Raw genomic sequence first — 19177 nt, 5'->3', positions numbered from 1 at the left:
ACTTGGCACTTGGCACTTGGCACTTGGCACTTGGCCAATGTCTAGGCGGCCCGTTGGCGTCAACCGTTTTCAAGCTGCGCAGGCACAAAAAAAGCCGCCTCGTGATGAGGCGGCTTTTCTGTATCCGAAGATAGTCCCGAAGAGGATGGCTTATTTGGACTGAGCCATGATCTCTTCTGCCACGTTGCGCGGCACGGGGTCGTAGTGATGGAACTGCATGGTGAAGGACGCACGGCCCTTCGTCATGGAGCGCAGGTGAGAAATGTAGCCGAACATTTCCTTCAGCGGCACATGAGAACGCACCATAACCGTGGAACCAGACGTTTCCTGGCTCTGGATCATGCCACGACGACGGTTGATATCACCCACAACGTCACCAACGTGATCGTTCGGGGTTGTCACTTCCACGTCCATGATCGGCTCAAGAATAACCGGACCAGCCAGTTTCATGCCTTCACGGAAGCAAGCCTTAGCCGCGATTTCGAACGCCAGAGCGGACGAGTCAACGTCATGGTACTTACCGTCAAGCAGCGTGAACTTGAAGTCCACGGTCGGGAAGCCTGCCAGCACGCCGGTGGAAGACTGCATGCGGATACCTTTTTCAACCGCAGGAATATATTCCTTCGGCACGGTACCACCGACAACCTTGTTTTCGAAGTGAATGCCGTCGTTCCGCTCAACCGGCTCGAAAGAAATTTTCACTTCAGCGAACTGACCGGAACCACCAGACTGCTTTTTATGCGTGTAGGTTTCCGTGTGCGGCTTGGAGATCGTTTCACGATAGGCCACCTGCGGTGCACCGACGTTTGCATCCACACCATATTCACGACGCAGACGGTCGATGATGATGTCGAGGTGCAGTTCGCCCATGCCGGACAGAATGGTCTGACCCGTTTCCTGATCTGTCTTGAGCTGCAGGGAAGGATCTTCACTGGCCAGCTTCTGCAGGGCCAGCGTCATCTTTTCCACGCCGTCTTTGGTTTTCGGCTCAACGGAGATGTCGATAACCGGGATCGGGAAGCTCATACGTTCCAGAACAACCGGATCAGCCGCATCAGCCAGTGTATCACCCGTCTGGGAGTCTTTCAGACCCACGAACGCAGCAATATCACCAGCATGAACTTCTGTCAGTTCTTCACGCTTGTCAGCATGCATCTGGTAGATACGGCCAATACGTTCCTTGTGGCCCTTCGTGGTGTTCAGAACGGTATCACCGGTCTTGAGCACGCCACGATAGACGCGCACGAAGGTCAGCGTGCCGTATTTATCGTTGATGATTTTGAACGCGAGGCCAGCAAACTTGCCGTCCGGGTCAACCGGGATGATCGGCTGAGCGGCTTCATCGTCTTCTTCACCTTCCGGCGGAGCGCAACGGATGCCTTCAACGTCATTCGGGGCCGGGAGATAGTCGATCACGGCATCGAGCAGCGGCTGAACGCCTTTGTTCTTGAAGGCCGTGCCACACAGAACCGGGCGGAACTCACCGGAGATGGTGCCCTTCTTGATGCAGCGCTTCAGCGTTTCAACAGAAACGTCGCCGTTTTCGAAATATTCTTCCATCGCCTTTTCATCGACAGCCAGCGCGGTGTCGAGCAGGTTCTGGCGGGCTTCAGCAGCCTTTTCCTTCAGGTCAGCCGGAATTTCCTCATCATGGAATTTGGCACCCAGTTCACCACCTTCCCAGACGATGGCCTTCATCTCGACCAGATCGACCACACCGAGAAACTGATCTTCCACGCCAATCGGCAGCTGCAGCGGGATAGCGACGATATCCAGCTTTTCCTTCAGCGTGTCAAACGCACGGTAGAAGTTCGCGCCGGTACGGTCGAGCTTGTTGATGAAGATGATGCGCGGAACCTTGTAGCGGTCAGCCAGACGCCAGTTGGTTTCGGACTGCGGCTGAACACCGGCCACACCTTCGATGATGAACACAGCGCCATCGAGCACGCGCAGAGAACGGTTCACTTCAATGTTGAAGTCGATGTGTCCGGGGGTGTCGATGATGTTGATGCGGTGCTCGTTCCACTCACAGGTCACAGCAGCGGAGGTAATGGTAATCCCGCGCTCACGTTCCTGTGCCATGTAGTCGGTCGTGGTGTTACCGTCATGCACTTCACCAATTTTGTGAGACACACCGGTGTAGTACAGAATACGTTCTGTCGTGGTTGTCTTGCCCGCGTCAATATGCGCGGTGATCCCGATATTACGGATCTTCGAAAGGTCAGATTTAGCGGACACGAAAACCTCCAGAAAACAGGTCAGGCGCGACAGGGAACCCTTCGCGCCTGTGGCTACCGAACACCGTGCTGATCCTATTTTTTCTTCAGGAAGCCCGGCTGCCGGAAACCGGCCGATAGACGAAAAGTGCCTGACACCTTGCCAGACACCTGCACAGCAGGCTCAGACCGTCAGACTTTGACAGGCCCGGACCTACTGCGGTTAGGAAACCCCTGAATCAGGCGCCTACGGCAGCCTGTTTTTTAGCCTGAGCACGCAGAACGCGGCGCTTCACGACCTGAGCTTCTTCCGGCAGCTTGCGGTTAGGCGTGCTGATCAGGAAGGAGTCCAGACCACCATTATGTTCAATGGTGCGCAGACCACGGGTGCTGACGCGCATGTGCACGGGAGCGCCCAGAATGTCGGACATCAGGGATGCTTCCTGCAGGTTGGGCAGGAAACGGCGACGGCTTTTGTTGTTGGCGTGACTGACGTTGTTTCCGGTCAGAACGCCTTTGCCGGTAATCTGGCAGCGACGGGACATTGTCTCATCCTTGTCTTTAGGTATCAAACAGAGGGCCGAGACAATTTGCCCGGCGACCACATTCAGGATTGGCGCGGCTTATGGCTGAGCAAGCGCCTTCCGTCAAGGGTTGACCTCAGGCTTTCTCACTTTCCGGAGCGGGCTGTGCCTGCGTTGCCGCATGAATCTCGCCCGTACGCACGCTGTGGGCGGCAGAGTCGAGAATATGCAGAATGGTGTCCTTATCCATGCTGCGGGCCAGCAAACCCAGAGAGCCACCCAGCAAAGCAGAGGCGACGGCCAGCGGCGGATGATTTTCCTTCAGCAAATGTTCTATCGCACTTTCAATCACCATAGCGCAGCGGGCCAGATCTTCCGGCACGCCCGGCATCTGATTCTCTGTCGTATCCGCGGGTGTGTTTGCAGCGTTGTCCGTCATGCGTTCCGTCTTCCTTACATTTTGCTCAGGCACCGGCAGAACGGCCTGTGCCAAATTCGATTCGCCAGAACGGCGGCAGGGCGCGCCCTACCCGACCATGCGTTCTGCAATCCCTTCCGCCCCCTGCGCGGCCCACATGGCCGCATATTGGCCACCAGCAGCCAGAAGAGCCTCATGCGTGCCGCGTTCCAGCACACGCCCGTGGCCCATCACCAGAATTTCGTCAGCATCCACAATGGTGGACAGACGATGGGCGATCACCAATGTGGTGCGGGAGGCCGAAACGGCTTTCAGGGCGGCCTGAATCTCCTGTTCGGTATGTGTGTCCAACGCACTTGTGGCCTCGTCAAGCACAAGAACGCGGGGGTCTTTCAAAAGTGTTCGGGCAATGGCCACGCGCTGTTTTTCCCCGCCGGACAGCTTCAGCCCCCGTTCGCCCACCTGCGTCTGGTATCCATCGGGTAGCGACTGGATGAAGTCATGAATCTGCGCGAGCCTTGCGGCCTGCTCCACCTCCGCTGGTGTCGCCCCCAAACGCCCGTAGGCGATGTTGTAGCCAATGCTCTCGTTAAACAGCACGGTATCCTGCGGCACCACGCCTATGGCCGCCCGCAGGTCCTTCTGGCGGTAATCCCGCACGTCATGCCCATCCACCAGCACGGCGCCATCCCAGACGTCATAAAAGCGAAACAGCAGACGGCTGATCGTGGACTTCCCGGCTCCGGTGGAGCCGACAATCGCGACCTTCTTCCCCGGAGCCGCCACAAAGCTGACGCCATGCAGAATTTCACGCTCGGGCCCATACCCAAACCGGACATCCCGGAACTCCACTTCCGCCGGGGCTGATTCTGCCAGACGGGTTGCAATTGGCAGCGGGTGTTCCGGGTCCGCCACTTCCACATGCTCCTCAATCAGGCCGAACATATGCTCCAGATCCACCATGGCCGTGCGGATTGCGGAATAGACAGAGCCCAGAAAGTTCAGCGGCCCATAAAGCTGGAGCAGATAGGTGTTGATCATGACAAACTGACCAACACTAATCCGCCCGGCCTCAACATCCCGCCCGGCCAGCAGCATGATGAGCGTGAGCGCCACGGCAATAATGGCCGCCTGCCCGAAGTTGAGCAGACCGAGAGAATATTGCGTCTTCCGGGCCGCCTGCTCATAGCGGGCCTGCGCATTGTCATAACGCGTGGCCTCATGGGTCTCATTACCGAAATATTTGACCGTTTCATAATTCAGCAGGCTATCCAGCGCCTTGCCGCTTGCCTCGGTATTGGTCTCATTCATCTGCCGCCGGATCCCCAGCCGCCATGAGGTGAACAGCACCGTAAAGCCGATATAGGCGGCAATCATCACCACCATCAGGCTGACGTAACGCCAGTCAAACACCCGCCAGATCACCACCACCACCAGCAGAGCCTGCAAAATGGTCGGGGAGATGGACATACCCATCCGTAACAGGGTTTCCACGCCTTCCGTGCCACGCTCAATGGCGCGTGTCACGCCGCCTGTCCTGCGATCCAGATGGAACCGGAGCGAGAGCCTGTGCATATGCTGAAAACTGCGAAACGCCGCCTGCCGCGCCACCCGAAACCGGACAGGGCCGAACAGGGAATCCCGCAGGTTGGTCAGGGCGGCGGAAACCAGCCGCACCAGCCCATACCCCAGAATAAGAGCAACCGGGGCCATAGCCAGACTGCCGGGATGAGAGAGGCGGTCCACCACACGGCTATAGGCCATTGGCACGGCCAGCGTGGCGAGTTCTCCCCCGACCAGCACCAGCAGCACCAGCACGACGCGCCACCGCAGTCCGCTATTTTCACGCGGCCAGAGATACGGGAGAAGACGGGAGAGTGTGACCGAGGCCGGCTGCTTCAGCGACCCCGATGAAGAACGATTGCGTGGTGACATACGTCCGCATGTGGCACGCCTCCATAATTTTGCAACCCCGCCGCACCTTGCCTCACCCCGGCATCCGCCGGATAAACGCATACGCCTTGTGCGTTTACGGACTCATTCAAGCACGACAGGATTTCCCATGCCGTCGGACGATACGCCCTTCCTTCGCCATCTCAGGCATTGCAACACCGCCATCGTTCCCGGTGCGCGCGCGCCGTTTTCTCTAGGAGGAATGCCTGCCGGATGGGTTGCGCCAGAACTGGCGGAAGCACTGAAACAGCGGGGCCTTGGGTCCCGCACGCAGGGTTTCAGCCTGCCTAACCCGGCTGATCTGGAGTCATTGGGGGAAGACCTAGCGCAGGATGGCCTCTATCGTTCTCACCACGAATTGTTTGATGTCATGCCGGATATTGACCAGCCTGTGCTGGGTCAGATTGATCGTGGCGCCCTCCCCCTCTTCGGGCTGATCGGCATTGGGGTGCATCTGAATGGTCTGGTGCAGAAGGCTGACGGACTTTACCTGTGGACAGGCCGCAGAGCCGCCAACAAGCGGCTGGACCCCGGCAAGCTGGACCATCTGGTGGCAGGCGGTGTTCCCGCAGGCCATACGCCGTGGGACGCCCTGCTGAAGGAAGCGGCGGAAGAAGCGAGTATTCCGCAAGACCTCGCGCGGCAGGCGCAGCAGGTTGGCCGCATTGTCTATGCGCTGGACCGGCCCGAAGGGCTGCGGCGCGACTGTCTATATTGCTATGATCTATTTCTGCCCGAAAGCTTCACCCCCATCGCTGCGGATGGTGAAGTGGAATCTTTCCACCTGATGCCACTGGGCGAAGTCTACACGCTGGTGCGGGATACGGACGCGTTCAAGTTCAACGTCAATCTCGTGCTAATCGACCTTTTCCTGCGCAACGGGCTGATTGACCCGCACTCTGCAGAAGGCCGCCAGTTGCGGGACGGCCTCAACCACGGTCTTTCAGCCGCCAGTCCCGGCCATAAAGCAGCCCTCGGACCTGTGAACGCCTGACCCCGTCTGGTGCGGCAACGCTATGACGGCAAGGCGCTGCTTTTCCACCAAACAACGATAAACAGCGCGGACGTCAGCGGATAAAATATCCGCTGACACGCCAATGGTCCTGTTCACGAGAAAGCACGACCGTTTCCACCGCATCAGGTTTGTTGGCAAAGCGCGTCTGAAACTGAATGATCTGATACTCCCCCGCTGGCGCGCCCGGCAGCGTTTTTGTCTGCATCGCGCTCTGGACAACGCGTGATACCGGGCGTCCCAAGGGATGTCGCACAGACTGGATCATAGTGACCCACTGCTCCAGAGTGACCTTGGCCTTGAACATCGTGCCTGCGGCGTTCCAGCTTGCGGCCCACTGTCCGCCATCAAGCAGTTCGACCCATTTGCGGGCATCCACCGAGGCCACTGTCTCGGCGGGACGGACAATGTTTGCCGAAACATTTTGAGCGGAAATCTGAGCGCCGTCATGCCCCTTGATGGTCAGGAGCGCCGCGGCCGCGATGATAAGAGACATGATCAGCATTCCTCCGGTAAGCCACGCCATGCGATGCCCCGATGATCGCGGCAATGCTGGCTCTCTGGCCCTATCCACCGAAGACGCTGCTTCGACACCCCCAATTTCCTTGGTGCCAAAAAAATTGGGGGGCTCCCCCTCCATCGCGGCAAGACGCCGGGCGGCTTCACGGCTACTCGAAACGCCCAGCTTGCGCCGCGCATCGCGTAGACGGTCATTGATTGTGTGCACAGACAGCCCGAGCGTCCCGGCGACGGATTTCGCGTCATGCCCGACCAGAAGCAGACGCAGCGCCTCTTTCTCTCGCTCGCTCAGAATCATCGGATCGTTTGGTGTCATGACACAGCCGATGTTGCGAATTGCGCGGTGCCCAACTGCGTCATCCCGTGATAGACGGTCGGCCGGCCGACCCCGATCTGACGCGCCCAGACAGATGCGGCAGGCTTCCGCATTCCGGTGTCAGGCCGAAATGCGGGCGTCCACCGCGGCCTTGGCTTCGGCCTCGGCCTCTTTCATGCCTTTCAGCAGATGTTCGCGGATTTCTTCCAGACGCTTTTTATCGGTGATTTTTAGACCGAAAAGGTCCTTTACATAAAACACGTCCACGGCCCGCACCCCGTACGTCGTGATATGGGCTGAGGCAATCTGAAGATTTTCCTCACTCATGGCGGCTGTCACGTCATGCAGCAGGCCGGGCCGGTCACGTCCGTTGACCTCAATAACCGTGTAGGTATTGGACACGCCATTATCAATCACCACACGCGGCGGCACATGAATGGCGCGCATCCGCATGGGCATATGCCCGAAACCGGCCTGCGTAATTTCCGCGCCAATATCAATCTGCCCGCTTAGCGCCTGCTCGATCAGGGAGCAGAGCCGCGCCAGACGGTGTGTTTCTTCATACGCGCTGCCTGCCGTGTCCTGAATCCAGAAGGTATCCAGCGCCATGCCGTGCATCATGGTGTGAATCCGGGCGTCAACAATGGACGCACCGGCCAGCGCAAGAGCCCCCGCAATTTTGGAAAACAGGCCCGGTACGTCCACGGTATAGACTGTCACTTCCGTCACGCCACGCGCTGGCAGCGGCAGGACTTCCACCGTCAGCGGAGCATCCCGCGCATCCGCATCGCGGATCAGGCGGGCGTGCCGCTTATGGGTCTCATGGTCAAAGGACAGCCAGTACCCCGCGTAGCCCAGACTCAGAAAACGATCGATATCCTGCGGAGAAACGCCATCCTCCGCCAGAATATCCGTCGTGATTTCTTTGGCATGACGCACACGTACGTCGCGCTCGGTTGTCGCCAGACCACCCGCCAGCACTTCCGCCACGCGCACATACAACTCACGCAGCAGAGTCGCTTTCCAAGCATTCCACACTCGGGAACTGACGGCGCGCATATCCACAATGGTCAGCAGCAGCAGCAGGCGCAGGCGCTCGGGGGACTGGACGATGTCGGCGACGTCCAGAATAGTTTTGGGGTCATCAATATCGCGCTGGAAGGCCGTATGGCTTAGCAGGAGATGATGCAGCACCAGCCATGAAACGGTTTCCGTCTCCTCCCCCGACATCCCCAGTCTTGGGCAAAGATCAGCGGCAATTTCGGAGCCGATTTCGGAATGATCTCCCCCGCGCCCTTTGGCAATATCGTGCAGCAGCACAGCCATATACAGTGCCCGACGGGAATGCAGACCTTTAACGAGTTCGTACGCCACCGGAATTTCATCCGCCATACGGCCGGATGCGACCTCATCCATAATACGGATGGCTTCTATCGTGTGCTCATCCACTGTGAACACATGATAGGTATCAAACTGCATCTGCCCGACAATCCGCGCCCAGTCAGGGATGAGCCGTCCGAAAATACCTGTCTCGTTCAGGATGTGTAACCAGTGCGCATGGCTGGGAGGCGTCTGCTGCTCATACGTTGCGTCACGCAACAGCGGCGCGGCGGCTTCATCCCCGGACGTGCCGTTCGTCTCGCGGCGGCGGCGCGGCGGCGTATCTTGTGTTTCTGTTTCGCCACAGAGCAGATCAAGAAAAATACGCGCGGCTTCCGGGTCATCCCGCAGGGCCATGGCCCGACGTTCCCACCGGATAAGCTGATGCCGCCCCAGCGGATGCAGCGGACGGCGGCGGACACGCGCCCAGTCCAGCAACTGCATCATTTTGATGGGTTCCTGATCAAACGAAATGCCCCGTTCAGGCAAAATCTGCCCATCAACCAGCGTAAACCCGGCTTCCCGCATGGCCTCATCCGGCTTGGCGGCTGTGGCGGCTGGCCCCTGTGCCTGCCGCAGCACGGCGGGTTCCAGCACGTGCGTCAGGCGCATAACCTCACGCGCTGTCAGGAAGTAGTGCCGCATAAAGCGTTCCACCCCGTTCTGACGGCCATGGCGTGTATAGCCCATACGCGCGCCGATAACGGGCTGCATATCAAACGTTAGCCGCTCTTCCGCGCGGCCCGCGACGTAATGGAGGTGCAGCCGCACCGTCCACAGAAAGTCCCATGACCGGCGTGCACGGGCGGCCTCCTGCTCTGTCAGCAGGCCCATCCAGATAAATTCCGGGGCCAGCAGGTCCATGACGTGGCGGGTGCCAAAGGTATTGCGGCACATCCAGTACAGCGTCTGCAAATCCCGCAGGCCGCCGCGCCCTTCCTTGATATTGGGCTCGACCAGATAGGGACTATCCCCAAACCGCCGGTGCCGCTCTAGCCGCTCACGCCGTTTATCCTGAATGAAGCCGGGCGCTCCGGCTTCCACACAAGCCACAATGTAGCGGGCCTCGAACATGGCAAACAGCGCCGCATCCCCAGCCAGCAGACGGGCATCCAGCAGAGCAGTACGGACTGTTGTGTCCCGCCCCGCTTCTTCAATACATTCATTGATGGTGCGGGTCGCGTGGCCGACTTTCAGGCCAAGATCCCACAGAAAATAGAGCACATATTCCACCAGTTGGTGCGCGCTCTGGACGTTGTCTTCCTCAGTCAGAAACAGCAGGTCAATATCGCTGAAGGGGGCCAACAGGCCGCGCCCGTAACCGCCCGTAGCCGCCACAACAAGCCGCCCTGCGGCAGACGGGGCGCCCTCGCCGCTCTGCCCGAGCTCGTCCGCCGGGCCTGTTGCGCGCAGGGCAAGATCCACAATGCCGCGCAGCATGACATCCGTGAAGGCCGCAATCTGCTTGGCCGCCTTCGCACCTTTGAGCACATGCTTTTCAAACTGGCCGCGCACGTCCGCTTGATACCGGCCAAGGTGGCGGCGGAAGATGGCCACGGCTTGATCCCGTTCCGGGATGGTGGCGTTTTCCGGTGTGGCGTCCCTCAACTCCCGCGCAAGGCAGGCAGCAAGCCCCTCAGGTGTGAGAGATGCAAGGGCGGAAACGTCGGGCTGCCCGGAGGCAGCGTGTGCGGTGGAAGTCGACATTGCGGTCGGAATCTGCTCCTGAGGGCCGTCTGATAAGGGACCCGGTTTTAACTCTACGCCGGGCATCCCTCTTCCCGCACGGCGTCCTTATGGAGCTCATACAGGATGTCCAGCGCCGCACGTGGTGTCAGTGTATCCGGGTCTACCTCTAACAGTCGCTTTCTTATCGTATTTTCGTCTTCTTGCGGTAATATCTTCTGCGTGTCGAACAGGGGCAGAGGCTTGGGTCCGGTTGCGTGATCCCGCTCCAACTCCCGCAGTAAACGCCCGGCCCGATCCACGACTGAAGGGGGCACCCCGGCCAGCTTGGCCACATGCACACCCCAGCTCTTTTTGGCGGAACCGGCCAGTACTTCATGCAAAAAGACAATCTGGCCCCGCCATTCCCGCACCGCCATAGTGTGTGGGGAAAGGCGCGGCAGTGTGTCTACAAGTCCGGCCAATTCATGGAAGTGCGTTGCAAAAATTGCACGGCAGCGCACCGTTGAATGCAAAGCCTCCAGCACCGCCCAAGCGATCGCCAGACCATCCAGCGTAGCCGTGCCACGCCCGATTTCATCCACCACCACTAAAGAGCGCGGGCCAGCCTGATTAAGGATGGCAGCGGTTTCCGTCATTTCCACCATAAAGGTGGAGCGCCCCCGCGCCAGATCATCCGAAGCACCCACACGGGAAAAAAGCTGATCTACAATACCGATATGCGCTTTGTCGGCCGAAACAGGGAACCCGCCTTGAGCCAGCAGCACAGCCAGTGCGGTCTGCCGCAGGAAAGTCGATTTACCGGCCATGTTCGGCCCGGTCAGCAACATGACACGCCGGTTTGCGGAGAGATCACACCCGTTAGGCGTAAAGCGTGTACCCTTGGGGAGTGCCGCTTCCACCACCGGGTGGCGGCAACCTTCCAGCACAAATGCGGTATCATCCGTCACCACAGGGCGGCACCAACTTCCGCCAGCCGCCAGCAGCGCGCAGGATTGCAGAACGTCCAGAACAGCCAGAGCCCGCGCCAGAACCGGGAGCGTCTCCTCCTCCAGAATACGGTCCACCAGCGCAGCAAACACCGCTTTTTCGCGCGTGGCGGCGCGCTCGGCGGCCTCGGCTATCCGGGCATCCAGCGAAGACAGTTCTTCTGTTGAAAAGCGGGCATTGCTGGCCGTGCCTTGCCGGAACATCAGATCATCCCGCTCCTTGATCCGTGCGCTGGCCGCAACCGGCACCTCAATCACATAGCCAAGCTGCGCGTGATGTTTGATCTTGAGGCTCGCTATCCCGAATCGGCTGGCATAATCCGTCTGCAAACCGGCCACGACCCGCCGGGAATTATCCCGCAGGCTCCGGTAGCCATCCAATTCCCCATCATATCCGGCGGCGATTACCCCACCATCATCCAGCCGGGCGGGCAGATCTTCCGCCACGGCGCGCACCAGTTCCGCTTCCAGTTCCGGCGCGGCCCCAAGACTGGCGGCCGCACGGGCCAGATAAGGCGGAAGCGCGTTTTGCCCTTGCTCCAGCGCCGCCGCCGCCGCCCGCGCCGCATGTAGGCCATCCCGCACCGCAGCGAGGTCACGCGGCTGGCCACGCCCGAGGGAGAGACGCCCCAAGGCCCGGGCAATATCCGGCGCGCGTTTGAGTGCCTCACGCAGAGTAGCACTGCACCCCGGCGAGTCGCGCAGCCAGCACCAGCCATCCTGCCGGGCGGCAATCCGGGCCGGGTCCGTCAGCGGGGCCGCCAGCCATTCCGCCACCATCCGCGCCCCGGCGGAGGTGACTGTCTGGTTCATGGCGGAAAATAACGTGTGTTCGGTCCCGCCATCCCGCGCGCGCAGAATATCCAGACTGGCGCGGGTTGCCGGGTCTATCCCCAGAATACCGCCTTCCATCTGCGGGCTAGGGTGCGCAAGGCGGGGCAGTTTTCCGGCCTGACTGCGCTGCACATATTCAACCGCGACCGAGGCCGCGACAGCTTCCTCATCCGTAAAGGTGCCAAACGCATCCACGCTGGCGACATCAAAGGCGGCGGCCAGACGCTGGCGGGCTGTCTCGACCGTCGGGAAAAGGACTTCCGGCGCACGGGCGGAGTCGTGCTCACCCAACACCATGCTAGACGGAGCAAGAATTTCCGCAGGGTCCAGCCGCCCGAGCAAGGCCGACAGGGAGGTTGAGGGAACCGTCGCGGTTTCAAACAGGCCCGTGGAGACATCAATCCACGCGGCCCCGATCATGCTTTCCGGTTCAGTCGTTTTGCTTTTTCGGCCCCGCCCACTCCCTGCCTGCTCCGCCAGAGCGAGCAGCAGGTTAGAGCGCCCCGGCTCCAGCAATTCGTCTTCCGTCAGCGTGCCCGGTGTGACCACCCGCACCACGGCGCGTGAGAGTGGCCCTTTGGCTGCCCCTTTGCCTTTGCGCGGCGCTTCGGTCTGCTCCGCCACGGCCACGCGAAACCCCCGGCGGATCAGCCGGGCCAGATAAGCGGATGCTGCCGCCACCGGCACGCCACACATGGGGATAGGGTCTCCCGCGTGGCTGCCGCGCGCTGTGAGCGCAATATCCAGCGCCGCCGCCGCTGCCGTGGCGTCATCAAAAAACAGCTCGTAAAAATCGCCCATGCGGAAAAACAGCAGGGCTTCAGGATTTTCGGCCTTTAGCGCAAACCATTGCGCCATGGCGGGAGAGGCACCCTCGGGAGAATAACGCGTCATCAGTCTATCATAAGGGCGTCATGCGCCGGGGCAACAGGCATTGCAATTACATCTTAACAAGTTTGCGCAAAGCCTCTGCCACAGCCTTTACCGGCTGCTCCCACGGACCATTTCCCTCTCCGTACGTGGACTGAGAAAAGAGCCGCAGACTCGGGTACCACAGACTTTCCTCCTGCCCCTCCGCCCCCTGCCCGATTGACCCGTCCGCCCAGCGCCAATCCCCCCCAAAGCGGTTCAGCAGCCAGACCGGCTTTCCCAACAGCCCAGCCAGATGCGCGATAACCGTATCGACTGTAACCACCACATCCAGCCCGGCAATCAACCGAGCCGTGCTGAGCATATCCCCCTCTGGCAATACCACCGCAGGGAAAGGCAGGTCCGCTTCCGCCTGCCCCCGCTGAAGAGACTGAAACGCCACGCCCGGCACCTCAGCCAACGGAGCAAGGCAGGCAGGGTTCATGGAACGACGGCGGTCAAACCGATAACCGGGGTTACCCGCCCAGCACAGACCAACCCGGAGCGGCTTTGCCCGTGGCTGAGGCTTTTTCTCGCCGCCAAAGCTTTTATGCGCGCTAGCCTCATAATGCCCTTTTGCCAGATGGTCGCCTTCAGCATCCGGCAAACTGACCAGTTGCCGCCATGGATAGGGAGCATTCAGCCCCAAACGAGCGGGCAGACTGAGCAGGGAACAACACGCCACAGCCCCGACCGCCTGTGCTGTCTGGCCTTTTTGCAGGAGTGTTACGCGGCCAGTGCGCACAGGCTCCATCCGCGCCACCAGAGCGCGCAAAGCGTCTGGCACAGCCAGAAGAAGTGGTGCGCGCTCCAGCGCGGGTTCTACATACCGGATAAACTGGAGCGTATCGCCCAGCCCCTGCTCCGCATACAGCGCAACAGGATGGCCGCCGGTATCAATGCCATCCCATTGCGGTAGGCCTTCCGTATGCCCCAAAAACACCCCCGAAGGCAGCAAAGTCTGCCGGGCTTCAAACGCCTGCCAGCCTTCCTCAAGCCGGCCCTGCGCCAGCAACACGGTGCTGAGATTAAAACGTGCCCGTGCGCGGTCCTGCTCAGAAGTCGGCCAGTTTTCCACCTGCCTGAAAAGTGCTTCTGCCTCTCGCCTGCGGCCAAGGTCCGCCAGCACCGTGCCGTAATTCACCGCCAGCCGGGCATCCTGCTGGCGGAGGGCGAGGGCTGCGCCCAGTTCCTGCTCGGCCTCATCCAACGCGCCGAGAGCCATCTGCACCAGACCCAGATTGGTACGCGTCTCCGGCGCATCAGGCACTCGGTGCGCGGATTGCTGCAACACATCCCGTGCTTTTTCAAACGCGCCGGTGGCAAACAACGCCGCGCCGTAATTGGCGAGGGCTGCTGCATCCTGCGGAAAGGCTTTGGCCACTGTTGCAAAAAATGGCTCAGCCTCCCGCATCCGGCCTGCCCGTTCCAGCAGCACGGCATGCTGATTGTGTGCAAAGACAGCCTCCGGGGCGAGGCGTATGGCTTTTTCTGACAACCGCACGGCTTCGGCCACCTGCCCGGTTCGGGCGAGAAACGCTGCAAGACTAAGATGTTTTTCACAATCCAGAGGCCGCAATTTCAAGGCCGTGCGTAAGGCCTGCTCCGCATCCCGCATCCGGTTCTGTGCTTCCAGAACAGCGGCCATGGCCTCATGCGCCCGAGGGTCTCGCGGCGTTGTCATCACCGCAACGTTGGCCGCCGCCCGCGCAGGTTCCGCATGGCCCTGTTCAAGCAGGGCATGGGCCAGCGTGATATGAAAATGCCCCTCCGGACGCAGGCCAATTGCCCGCCCGGCCAGCGCCACGGCGGACTGAGCATCTCCCCCAGCACGCGCCACGCAGGCCATGGCGTGCCACGCCTCGGCATCTGATGCGTCCTCGCGGAGAAGGTTACGCAAGAGAGAGGCAGCCCGCTCCGCATCCCCTACAGAGAGAAGTGCCAGCGCCTGCTCAACCGATGGCTCCTGTGCGGCCATCCCGTTTGTGTGGGGCATGTGCATTCCTTCATTCTGTCTTGGTACCGGCGTCAGGGAGTTCCGTCCCGCACGGGGATGCTCTACCCTGCGGGCAAGCGTTGCCACTCTACAGGACCAGATCCCGCCCCATGAATAAAGCCTATCAGAGCCTTGAGCGCCACTTTGCCCGCCTGTCGTCCCTGAATGATGCCATTGGCATTCTGTGCTGGGACAAGGAAGTGATCATGCCCCACGGCGCGGCGGAGCGTCGGGCGGAAAATCTGGCCATGCTGGAAGGGCTGCGGCATGAAATCCTGACGGCTCCTGAAATGGCGGACCTGCTGGCTACGGCTGACGCCGGGGATGATCTCTGGCGCCGCGCCAACCTTACGGAAATGCGCCGCCTGCACACCCACGCTACCGCCCTGCCGGGGGATTTGGTGGAAGCCAACGCGCAAGCAACAGCCCGTAGCGAAATGGTCTGGCGCGAAGCCCGCCAGAACAGTGATTTCAAAACCTTTCTACCCTACCAGCAGGAGGTGCTGAACCTCACGCAGCAGATTGCCAAAGCTAAGGGGAACGCTCTGGGCCTGTCGCCCTATGATGCACTACTGGATTCGTTTGACCCCGGCACACGCCAGACGGATATCGACCCGATTTTCAGCCGCCTGAGCGCGGACCTGCCCGGCCTGATTGCCGCCGTGCTGGAAAAGCAGAACAGCCTGCCCGCCCCCACGCCTCTGCAAGGCCCGTTCGCCGTGCCACAGCAGGAAGCACTGGGCCGCAAGCTGATGCAGCAGCTTGGATTTGATATGACGCGCGGGCGACTGGATGTCAGCCTTCACCCCTTCTGTGGTGGGGCTACGCATGATGTGCGGCTGACCACACGCTATGAGGAAGCCGATTTCCTCCCCGCCATGATGGGCGTTCTGCATGAAACCGGCCACGCGCTGTATGACATGGGGTTGCCTGCCGAATGGCTTTCCCAACCCGTCGGGCAGGCTGGCGGGATGACGCTGCACGAAAGCCAGTCTCTGACTATGGAAATGCAGGTCTGCCGCTCCCGCGCCTTTGTGGAGTGGGTTACCCCCCTGCTGCGGGCGGAGTTCAACATCGCGGAGGGCACGCCGGGCTGGCAGGCGGACAACCTGCATCGTCTGATTACGCATGTGGAACCCGGCTTTATCCGCGTGGATGCGGATGAGGTCACGTATCCCGCCCATATTCTCGTGCGCTACGAACTGGAAACCGCGATGATCAATGGTGATCTCGCCCTGAAAGACCTGCCCGGCGCGTTTAGTGACCGCCTTCACACCCTGCTCGGCCTGACTGTACCAGATGACCGGCGCGGCTGCTTGCAGGATATTCACTGGCCGGAAGGGCTGTTTGGCTATTTCCCCTGCTATGCCATGGGTGCGTTCGCGGCGGCCCAGCTTCGCGCCGCGGCCTTCCAGCAGGACAGCCAGATTGCCCCCGCACTCACGCAGGGTGATTTTGCCCCTCTTCTGCGCTGGCTGCGCACCAATATTCATAACCGGGCAAGCAGCGCCTCCATGCCGGACATCATTCAGGACGCCACGGGTGCCCCCTTAGGCGCGGAAGCATGGCAGGCCCACATTCGCCACCGCTATCTGGACCGCGCGCCAGACGCCTGATGCCGCAGCAAAGACGCCGCCTCTTCGCCCGGTTCTGACGGGCCATGCGAAGAACGCGGTTGTCGGGCACGGTCAAAACGGGAGAGACTACCCTATGTTTCCGCCGCACACTTCCAGCAAGACTGCCAGATATTTCATGATGACCCGCCCCACCCGGCCTTTTTTAGGCGTTCGCCGCGCCCTCGCTCTGACAACTCTGGCGGCAAGCTTTGCTGCCATTCTGCCTGCTCCGGCAGCATGGGCGGTGCATATGCCGAAAGTGCCTGAGCTTTCAGCCTCGGCGCTTACGCCCTTTACGCAGTCTGACAAACAGATTTGGGATGCCGTGGTGCCTCTCCCCGATGGGCGGATGCTGTTTGAAGCCCCCGCATGGATTGGCAACCCCGGCCCGCAGCTCTCCATCCGCGCTATAGATGGCAGCTTTGCGCCTTACCCGGATGCCGCGTGGAACGCAGCGGAGGGAGACGTGGCTCACCGCATTGTTGCCGCCGCAGGGCTGACACTGCTGCCCGATGGCACGGTATGGGTGCTGGACAGTGGCGTGCCAAACCGCAAAGCTCCGGCTGTCGCACAGCCTAAGCTGATCCATATTGATACACAGAAAAATGTGGTGCTGGGCACCGTGACCATAGAGAAAACAGTGCTCCATCCGGAGAGCATTCTCTCCGGTGTCGCGGTGCATGGGAACACCGCCTATCTGGCGGATTCCGGGGTGGCTGGGGTTATTGTGGTGGATATTCCCTCCGCGTCCAGCCGCCGGTTTCTGGACCATCATCCGTCTCTCACCGCCACGCGCCCCATCCAGATTCCCGGTGGCACGCTCAACTGGGGCGATGGCCACCCCGCGGCTATTGACTCCAGCATGATTGCCATCAGCCCGGATGGCCGGTGGATTGTCCTGCAAGCGCCGGGTAATTACCTCGCCCGCGTGGATACCAGCACGTTTTCTGACCCGGACATTACACCCGCCGCGATGGAAGAAATCGTCACGCAGTGGTACAAAACACCATCCCTCGGCGGCATGACCATTGGCCCGGATGGCACGCTTTACTGGTCGGATGTCAGCACGGGCAGCATCCTCAGCTACAGCACGGGCCGCATTCCGCGCAGACTGATTACGGACCCGCGCCTGACCTACCCCGGCACACCGGGGCTGGATACACACGGCCACCTGTTTGTGCCCACCATGCAGCTTGACCACAGCGCCGCCTTTCAGAACGGCAAGGCCACAGTGAAATGGCCTATTACGGTTTATCAGCTCACGCTGCCCACCACCCCGCCCCCAACCTGAGCAGACGGATGCAGAAGGCCACTTCGCGCCGCTCCCCATTCAGGGTATAAGTCTGGCCATGCGCTATATCTCGACCCGGGGGAAGGCTCCCGCTCTCTCGTTCTCTGATGTCCTGCTGACTGGCCTTGCCGAAGATGGCGGCCTGTATCTGCCGGAAACATGGCCCAGCTTTTCACTCTCCGAGTGGCAAGCCATGCGGGGGTTGCCGTATCCGGAACTCGCGGCGCGGATCATGCGGCCGTTTGTGGGGGAAGATATTGACCCCGGCACCCTGCGCGCCCTGTGCGAGAAAGCCTATGCCGGGTTTGACCATCCAGCCATTGTGCCGCTGACACAGGTGGAAAATGGCCTGTTTGTGCAGGAATTGTTCCACGGCCCAACACTGGCCTTCAAAGATATGGCCATGCAGTTGCTTGGCCAGTTGTTTGAGCATGTGCTGACCGAGCGCAATGAGCATGTGACCATTGTGGGCGCAACCTCGGGTGATACCGGGTCCGCCGCTATTGAAGCCTGCCGTGGGCGTGACCGCATCTCTGTCGTGATCCTGCACCCCAAGGACCGCACGTCCGAAGTGCAGCGCCGCCAGATGACCACGGTGCTGGACCCCAACGTGACCAATCTGGCCATTGAAGGCACGTTTGATGACTGTCAGGACTTAGTAAAAGCCCTGTTTGCGGATATGCCCTTCCGTAAGGATATGCACCTCTCCGCCGTCAATTCCATCAACTGGGCCAGAATTGCCGCGCAAATCCCTTATTATGTCTATGCGGCCCTCAACTTTGGCGCACCGGAACAGGAAGTCTCTTTTGCGGTGCCCACCGGCAATTTCGGCAATATCCTTGCCGCATGGGCGGCGCGGAAAATGGGCCTGCCGATCCGCCATCTGTGCGTCGGCTCCAACCGCAATGACATTCTGACCCGCTTCCTGAATGCGAATGACATGACGATGAAGTCCGTCATGCCCAGCCTCTCCCCTTCCATGGATATTCAGGTCTCCTCCAACTTCGAGCGCCTGCTGTTTGAACTGCTGGGGCGTGACGCCGAAGCCTGCGCGCGCATCATGACGAACTTCCGCACTACCGGACACATGGATGTTCCAGCAGAAGCGTGGGAGACCGCCCGCACTCTGTTCTCCGGTCTGGCGCTGGATGATGCGGCGACGGAAGCAGAAATCAAACATCTGCATGACCGCTCCAACTATCTGGCGGACCCGCACAGCGCCATTGGTATTGCCGCGGGCCGCCGCTTCCGGGAAGCCGGTGTGCCGATGGTCGCCATGGCAACGGCGCATCCGGCAAAATTCCCGGACGCTATGGTGGCTGCAACCGGCATCCGCCCAGCCCTGCCCGTGCATCTGGCAGACCTGTATTCGCGTGAAGAGCGCTATCGCACCGTTCCCGCCACGGCAGAAGCCGTAAAGGACGCCGTGCGCGCGGCTGTACTCGCTAACGCCTGAACCTCTTTTAATCTTCCTTACTCTTCTGGCCCTTCTCTTCAGGCCGCGCTTGCGGCCTTTCT

At 60.6% G+C, this 19177-nt stretch carries 12 protein-coding genes; 4 read left to right on the top strand and 8 right to left on the bottom strand.

From position 1 onward, the window contains the following. Nucleotides 1–150: 150 nt before the first annotated feature. The 4 genes from fusA to AD949_RS06215 form a co-directional block, all read right to left on the bottom strand. Nucleotides 151–2238: an elongation factor G gene (gene fusA, locus AD949_RS06230; protein WP_048836500.1), complete on the bottom strand. Its 2088-nt coding sequence runs from the start codon at nt 2236–2238 to the stop codon at nt 151–153. A 217-nt stretch (nt 2239–2455) separates the two neighbouring features. Continuing rightward, complete coding sequence (gene rpmB, locus AD949_RS06225; protein ID WP_048836501.1) at nt 2456–2761, bottom strand: 50S ribosomal protein L28; 306 nt, start codon at nt 2759–2761, stop codon at nt 2456–2458. Nucleotides 2762–2876: 115 nt separating this feature from the next. Beyond that, nucleotides 2877–3179, bottom strand: coding sequence for a hypothetical protein (locus tag AD949_RS06220; RefSeq protein ID WP_048836502.1), 303 nt, complete (start codon nt 3177–3179; stop codon nt 2877–2879). A gap of 87 nt (nt 3180–3266) precedes the next feature. Then, complete coding sequence (locus AD949_RS06215) at nt 3267–5093, bottom strand: ABCB family ABC transporter ATP-binding protein/permease (RefSeq protein ID WP_048836503.1); 1827 nt, start codon at nt 5091–5093, stop codon at nt 3267–3269. A 127-nt stretch (nt 5094–5220) separates the two neighbouring features. Between AD949_RS06215 and AD949_RS06210 the strand changes: the two genes are divergently transcribed. Beyond that, a complete protein-coding gene (locus AD949_RS06210; protein WP_048836504.1) occupies nt 5221–6105 on the top strand; it encodes an NUDIX hydrolase in 885 nt (294 codons plus the stop codon). A 73-nt stretch (nt 6106–6178) separates the two neighbouring features. Here AD949_RS06210 and AD949_RS13735 read toward each other — a convergent pair whose 3' ends face one another. The 4 genes from AD949_RS13735 to AD949_RS06190 form a co-directional block, all read right to left on the bottom strand. After that, entirely contained in the window at nt 6179–6958 is a 780-nt protein-coding gene (locus AD949_RS13735; protein WP_209421665.1) for a helix-turn-helix domain-containing protein, read from the bottom strand. A 120-nt stretch (nt 6959–7078) separates the two neighbouring features. Continuing rightward, on the bottom strand, nt 7079–10045 hold the full coding sequence (locus AD949_RS06200) for a [protein-PII] uridylyltransferase (RefSeq protein ID WP_048836505.1): 2967 nt from the start codon (nt 10043–10045) through the stop codon (nt 7079–7081). Between the two features lie 53 nt (nt 10046–10098). Beyond that, the gene (gene mutS, locus AD949_RS06195) at nt 10099–12741 is read right to left on the bottom strand and encodes a DNA mismatch repair protein MutS (RefSeq protein ID WP_048836506.1); all 2643 of its coding nucleotides are present in this window, start codon (nt 12739–12741) and stop codon (nt 10099–10101) included. A gap of 46 nt (nt 12742–12787) precedes the next feature. Further along, nucleotides 12788–14752: a tetratricopeptide repeat protein gene (locus AD949_RS06190; RefSeq protein ID WP_244463416.1), complete on the bottom strand. Its 1965-nt coding sequence runs from the start codon at nt 14750–14752 to the stop codon at nt 12788–12790. Nucleotides 14753–14862: 110 nt separating this feature from the next. Between AD949_RS06190 and AD949_RS06185 the strand changes: the two genes are divergently transcribed. The 3 genes from AD949_RS06185 (at nt 14863) to thrC (ending at nt 19115) form a co-directional block, all read left to right on the top strand. After that, nucleotides 14863–16368, top strand: coding sequence for a carboxypeptidase M32 (locus AD949_RS06185; protein WP_048836507.1), 1506 nt, complete (start codon nt 14863–14865; stop codon nt 16366–16368). Between the two features lie 136 nt (nt 16369–16504). Further along, the gene (locus AD949_RS06180; protein WP_244463417.1) at nt 16505–17659 is read left to right on the top strand and encodes a major royal jelly family protein; all 1155 of its coding nucleotides are present in this window, start codon (nt 16505–16507) and stop codon (nt 17657–17659) included. Nucleotides 17660–17717: 58 nt separating this feature from the next. Next, entirely contained in the window at nt 17718–19115 is a 1398-nt protein-coding gene (gene thrC, locus AD949_RS06175; RefSeq protein ID WP_048836508.1) for a threonine synthase, read from the top strand. Nucleotides 19116–19177 lie beyond the last annotated feature (62 nt).

Origin of the sequence: Acetobacter orleanensis, assembly GCF_001581005.1 — a bacterium.
Classification (GTDB): Bacteria; Pseudomonadota; Alphaproteobacteria; order Acetobacterales; family Acetobacteraceae; genus Acetobacter; species Acetobacter orleanensis.
The sequence above is the reverse complement of the archived record's forward strand: the minus strand, read 5'-3'. Positions and strand labels throughout refer to the sequence as shown.

Bases quoted from the DNA above. Each gene is read 5' to 3' on its own strand.
- rpmB (WP_048836501.1), bottom strand. From the start codon at position 2,761: ATGTCCCGTCGCTGCCAGATTACCGGCAAAGGCGTTCTGACCGGAAAC.
- AD949_RS06220 (WP_048836502.1), bottom strand. From the start codon at position 3,179: ATGACGGACAACGCTGCAAACACACCCGCGGATACGACAGAGAATCAG.
- AD949_RS06215 (WP_048836503.1), bottom strand. From the start codon at position 5,093: ATGTCACCACGCAATCGTTCTTCATCGGGGTCGCTGAAGCAGCCGGCC.
- AD949_RS06210 (WP_048836504.1), top strand. From the start codon at position 5,221: ATGCCGTCGGACGATACGCCCTTCCTTCGCCATCTCAGGCATTGCAAC.
- AD949_RS13735 (WP_209421665.1), bottom strand. From the start codon at position 6,958: ATGACACCAAACGATCCGATGATTCTGAGCGAGCGAGAGAAAGAGGCG.
- AD949_RS06200 (WP_048836505.1), bottom strand. From the start codon at position 10,045: ATGTCGACTTCCACCGCACACGCTGCCTCCGGGCAGCCCGACGTTTCC.
- mutS (WP_048836506.1), bottom strand. From the start codon at position 12,741: ATGACGCGTTATTCTCCCGAGGGTGCCTCTCCCGCCATGGCGCAATGG.
- AD949_RS06190 (WP_244463416.1), bottom strand. From the start codon at position 14,752: ATGCCCCACACAAACGGGATGGCCGCACAGGAGCCATCGGTTGAGCAG.
- AD949_RS06185 (WP_048836507.1), top strand. From the start codon at position 14,863: ATGAATAAAGCCTATCAGAGCCTTGAGCGCCACTTTGCCCGCCTGTCG.
- AD949_RS06180 (WP_244463417.1), top strand. From the start codon at position 16,505: ATGATGACCCGCCCCACCCGGCCTTTTTTAGGCGTTCGCCGCGCCCTC.
- thrC (WP_048836508.1), top strand. From the start codon at position 17,718: ATGCGCTATATCTCGACCCGGGGGAAGGCTCCCGCTCTCTCGTTCTCT.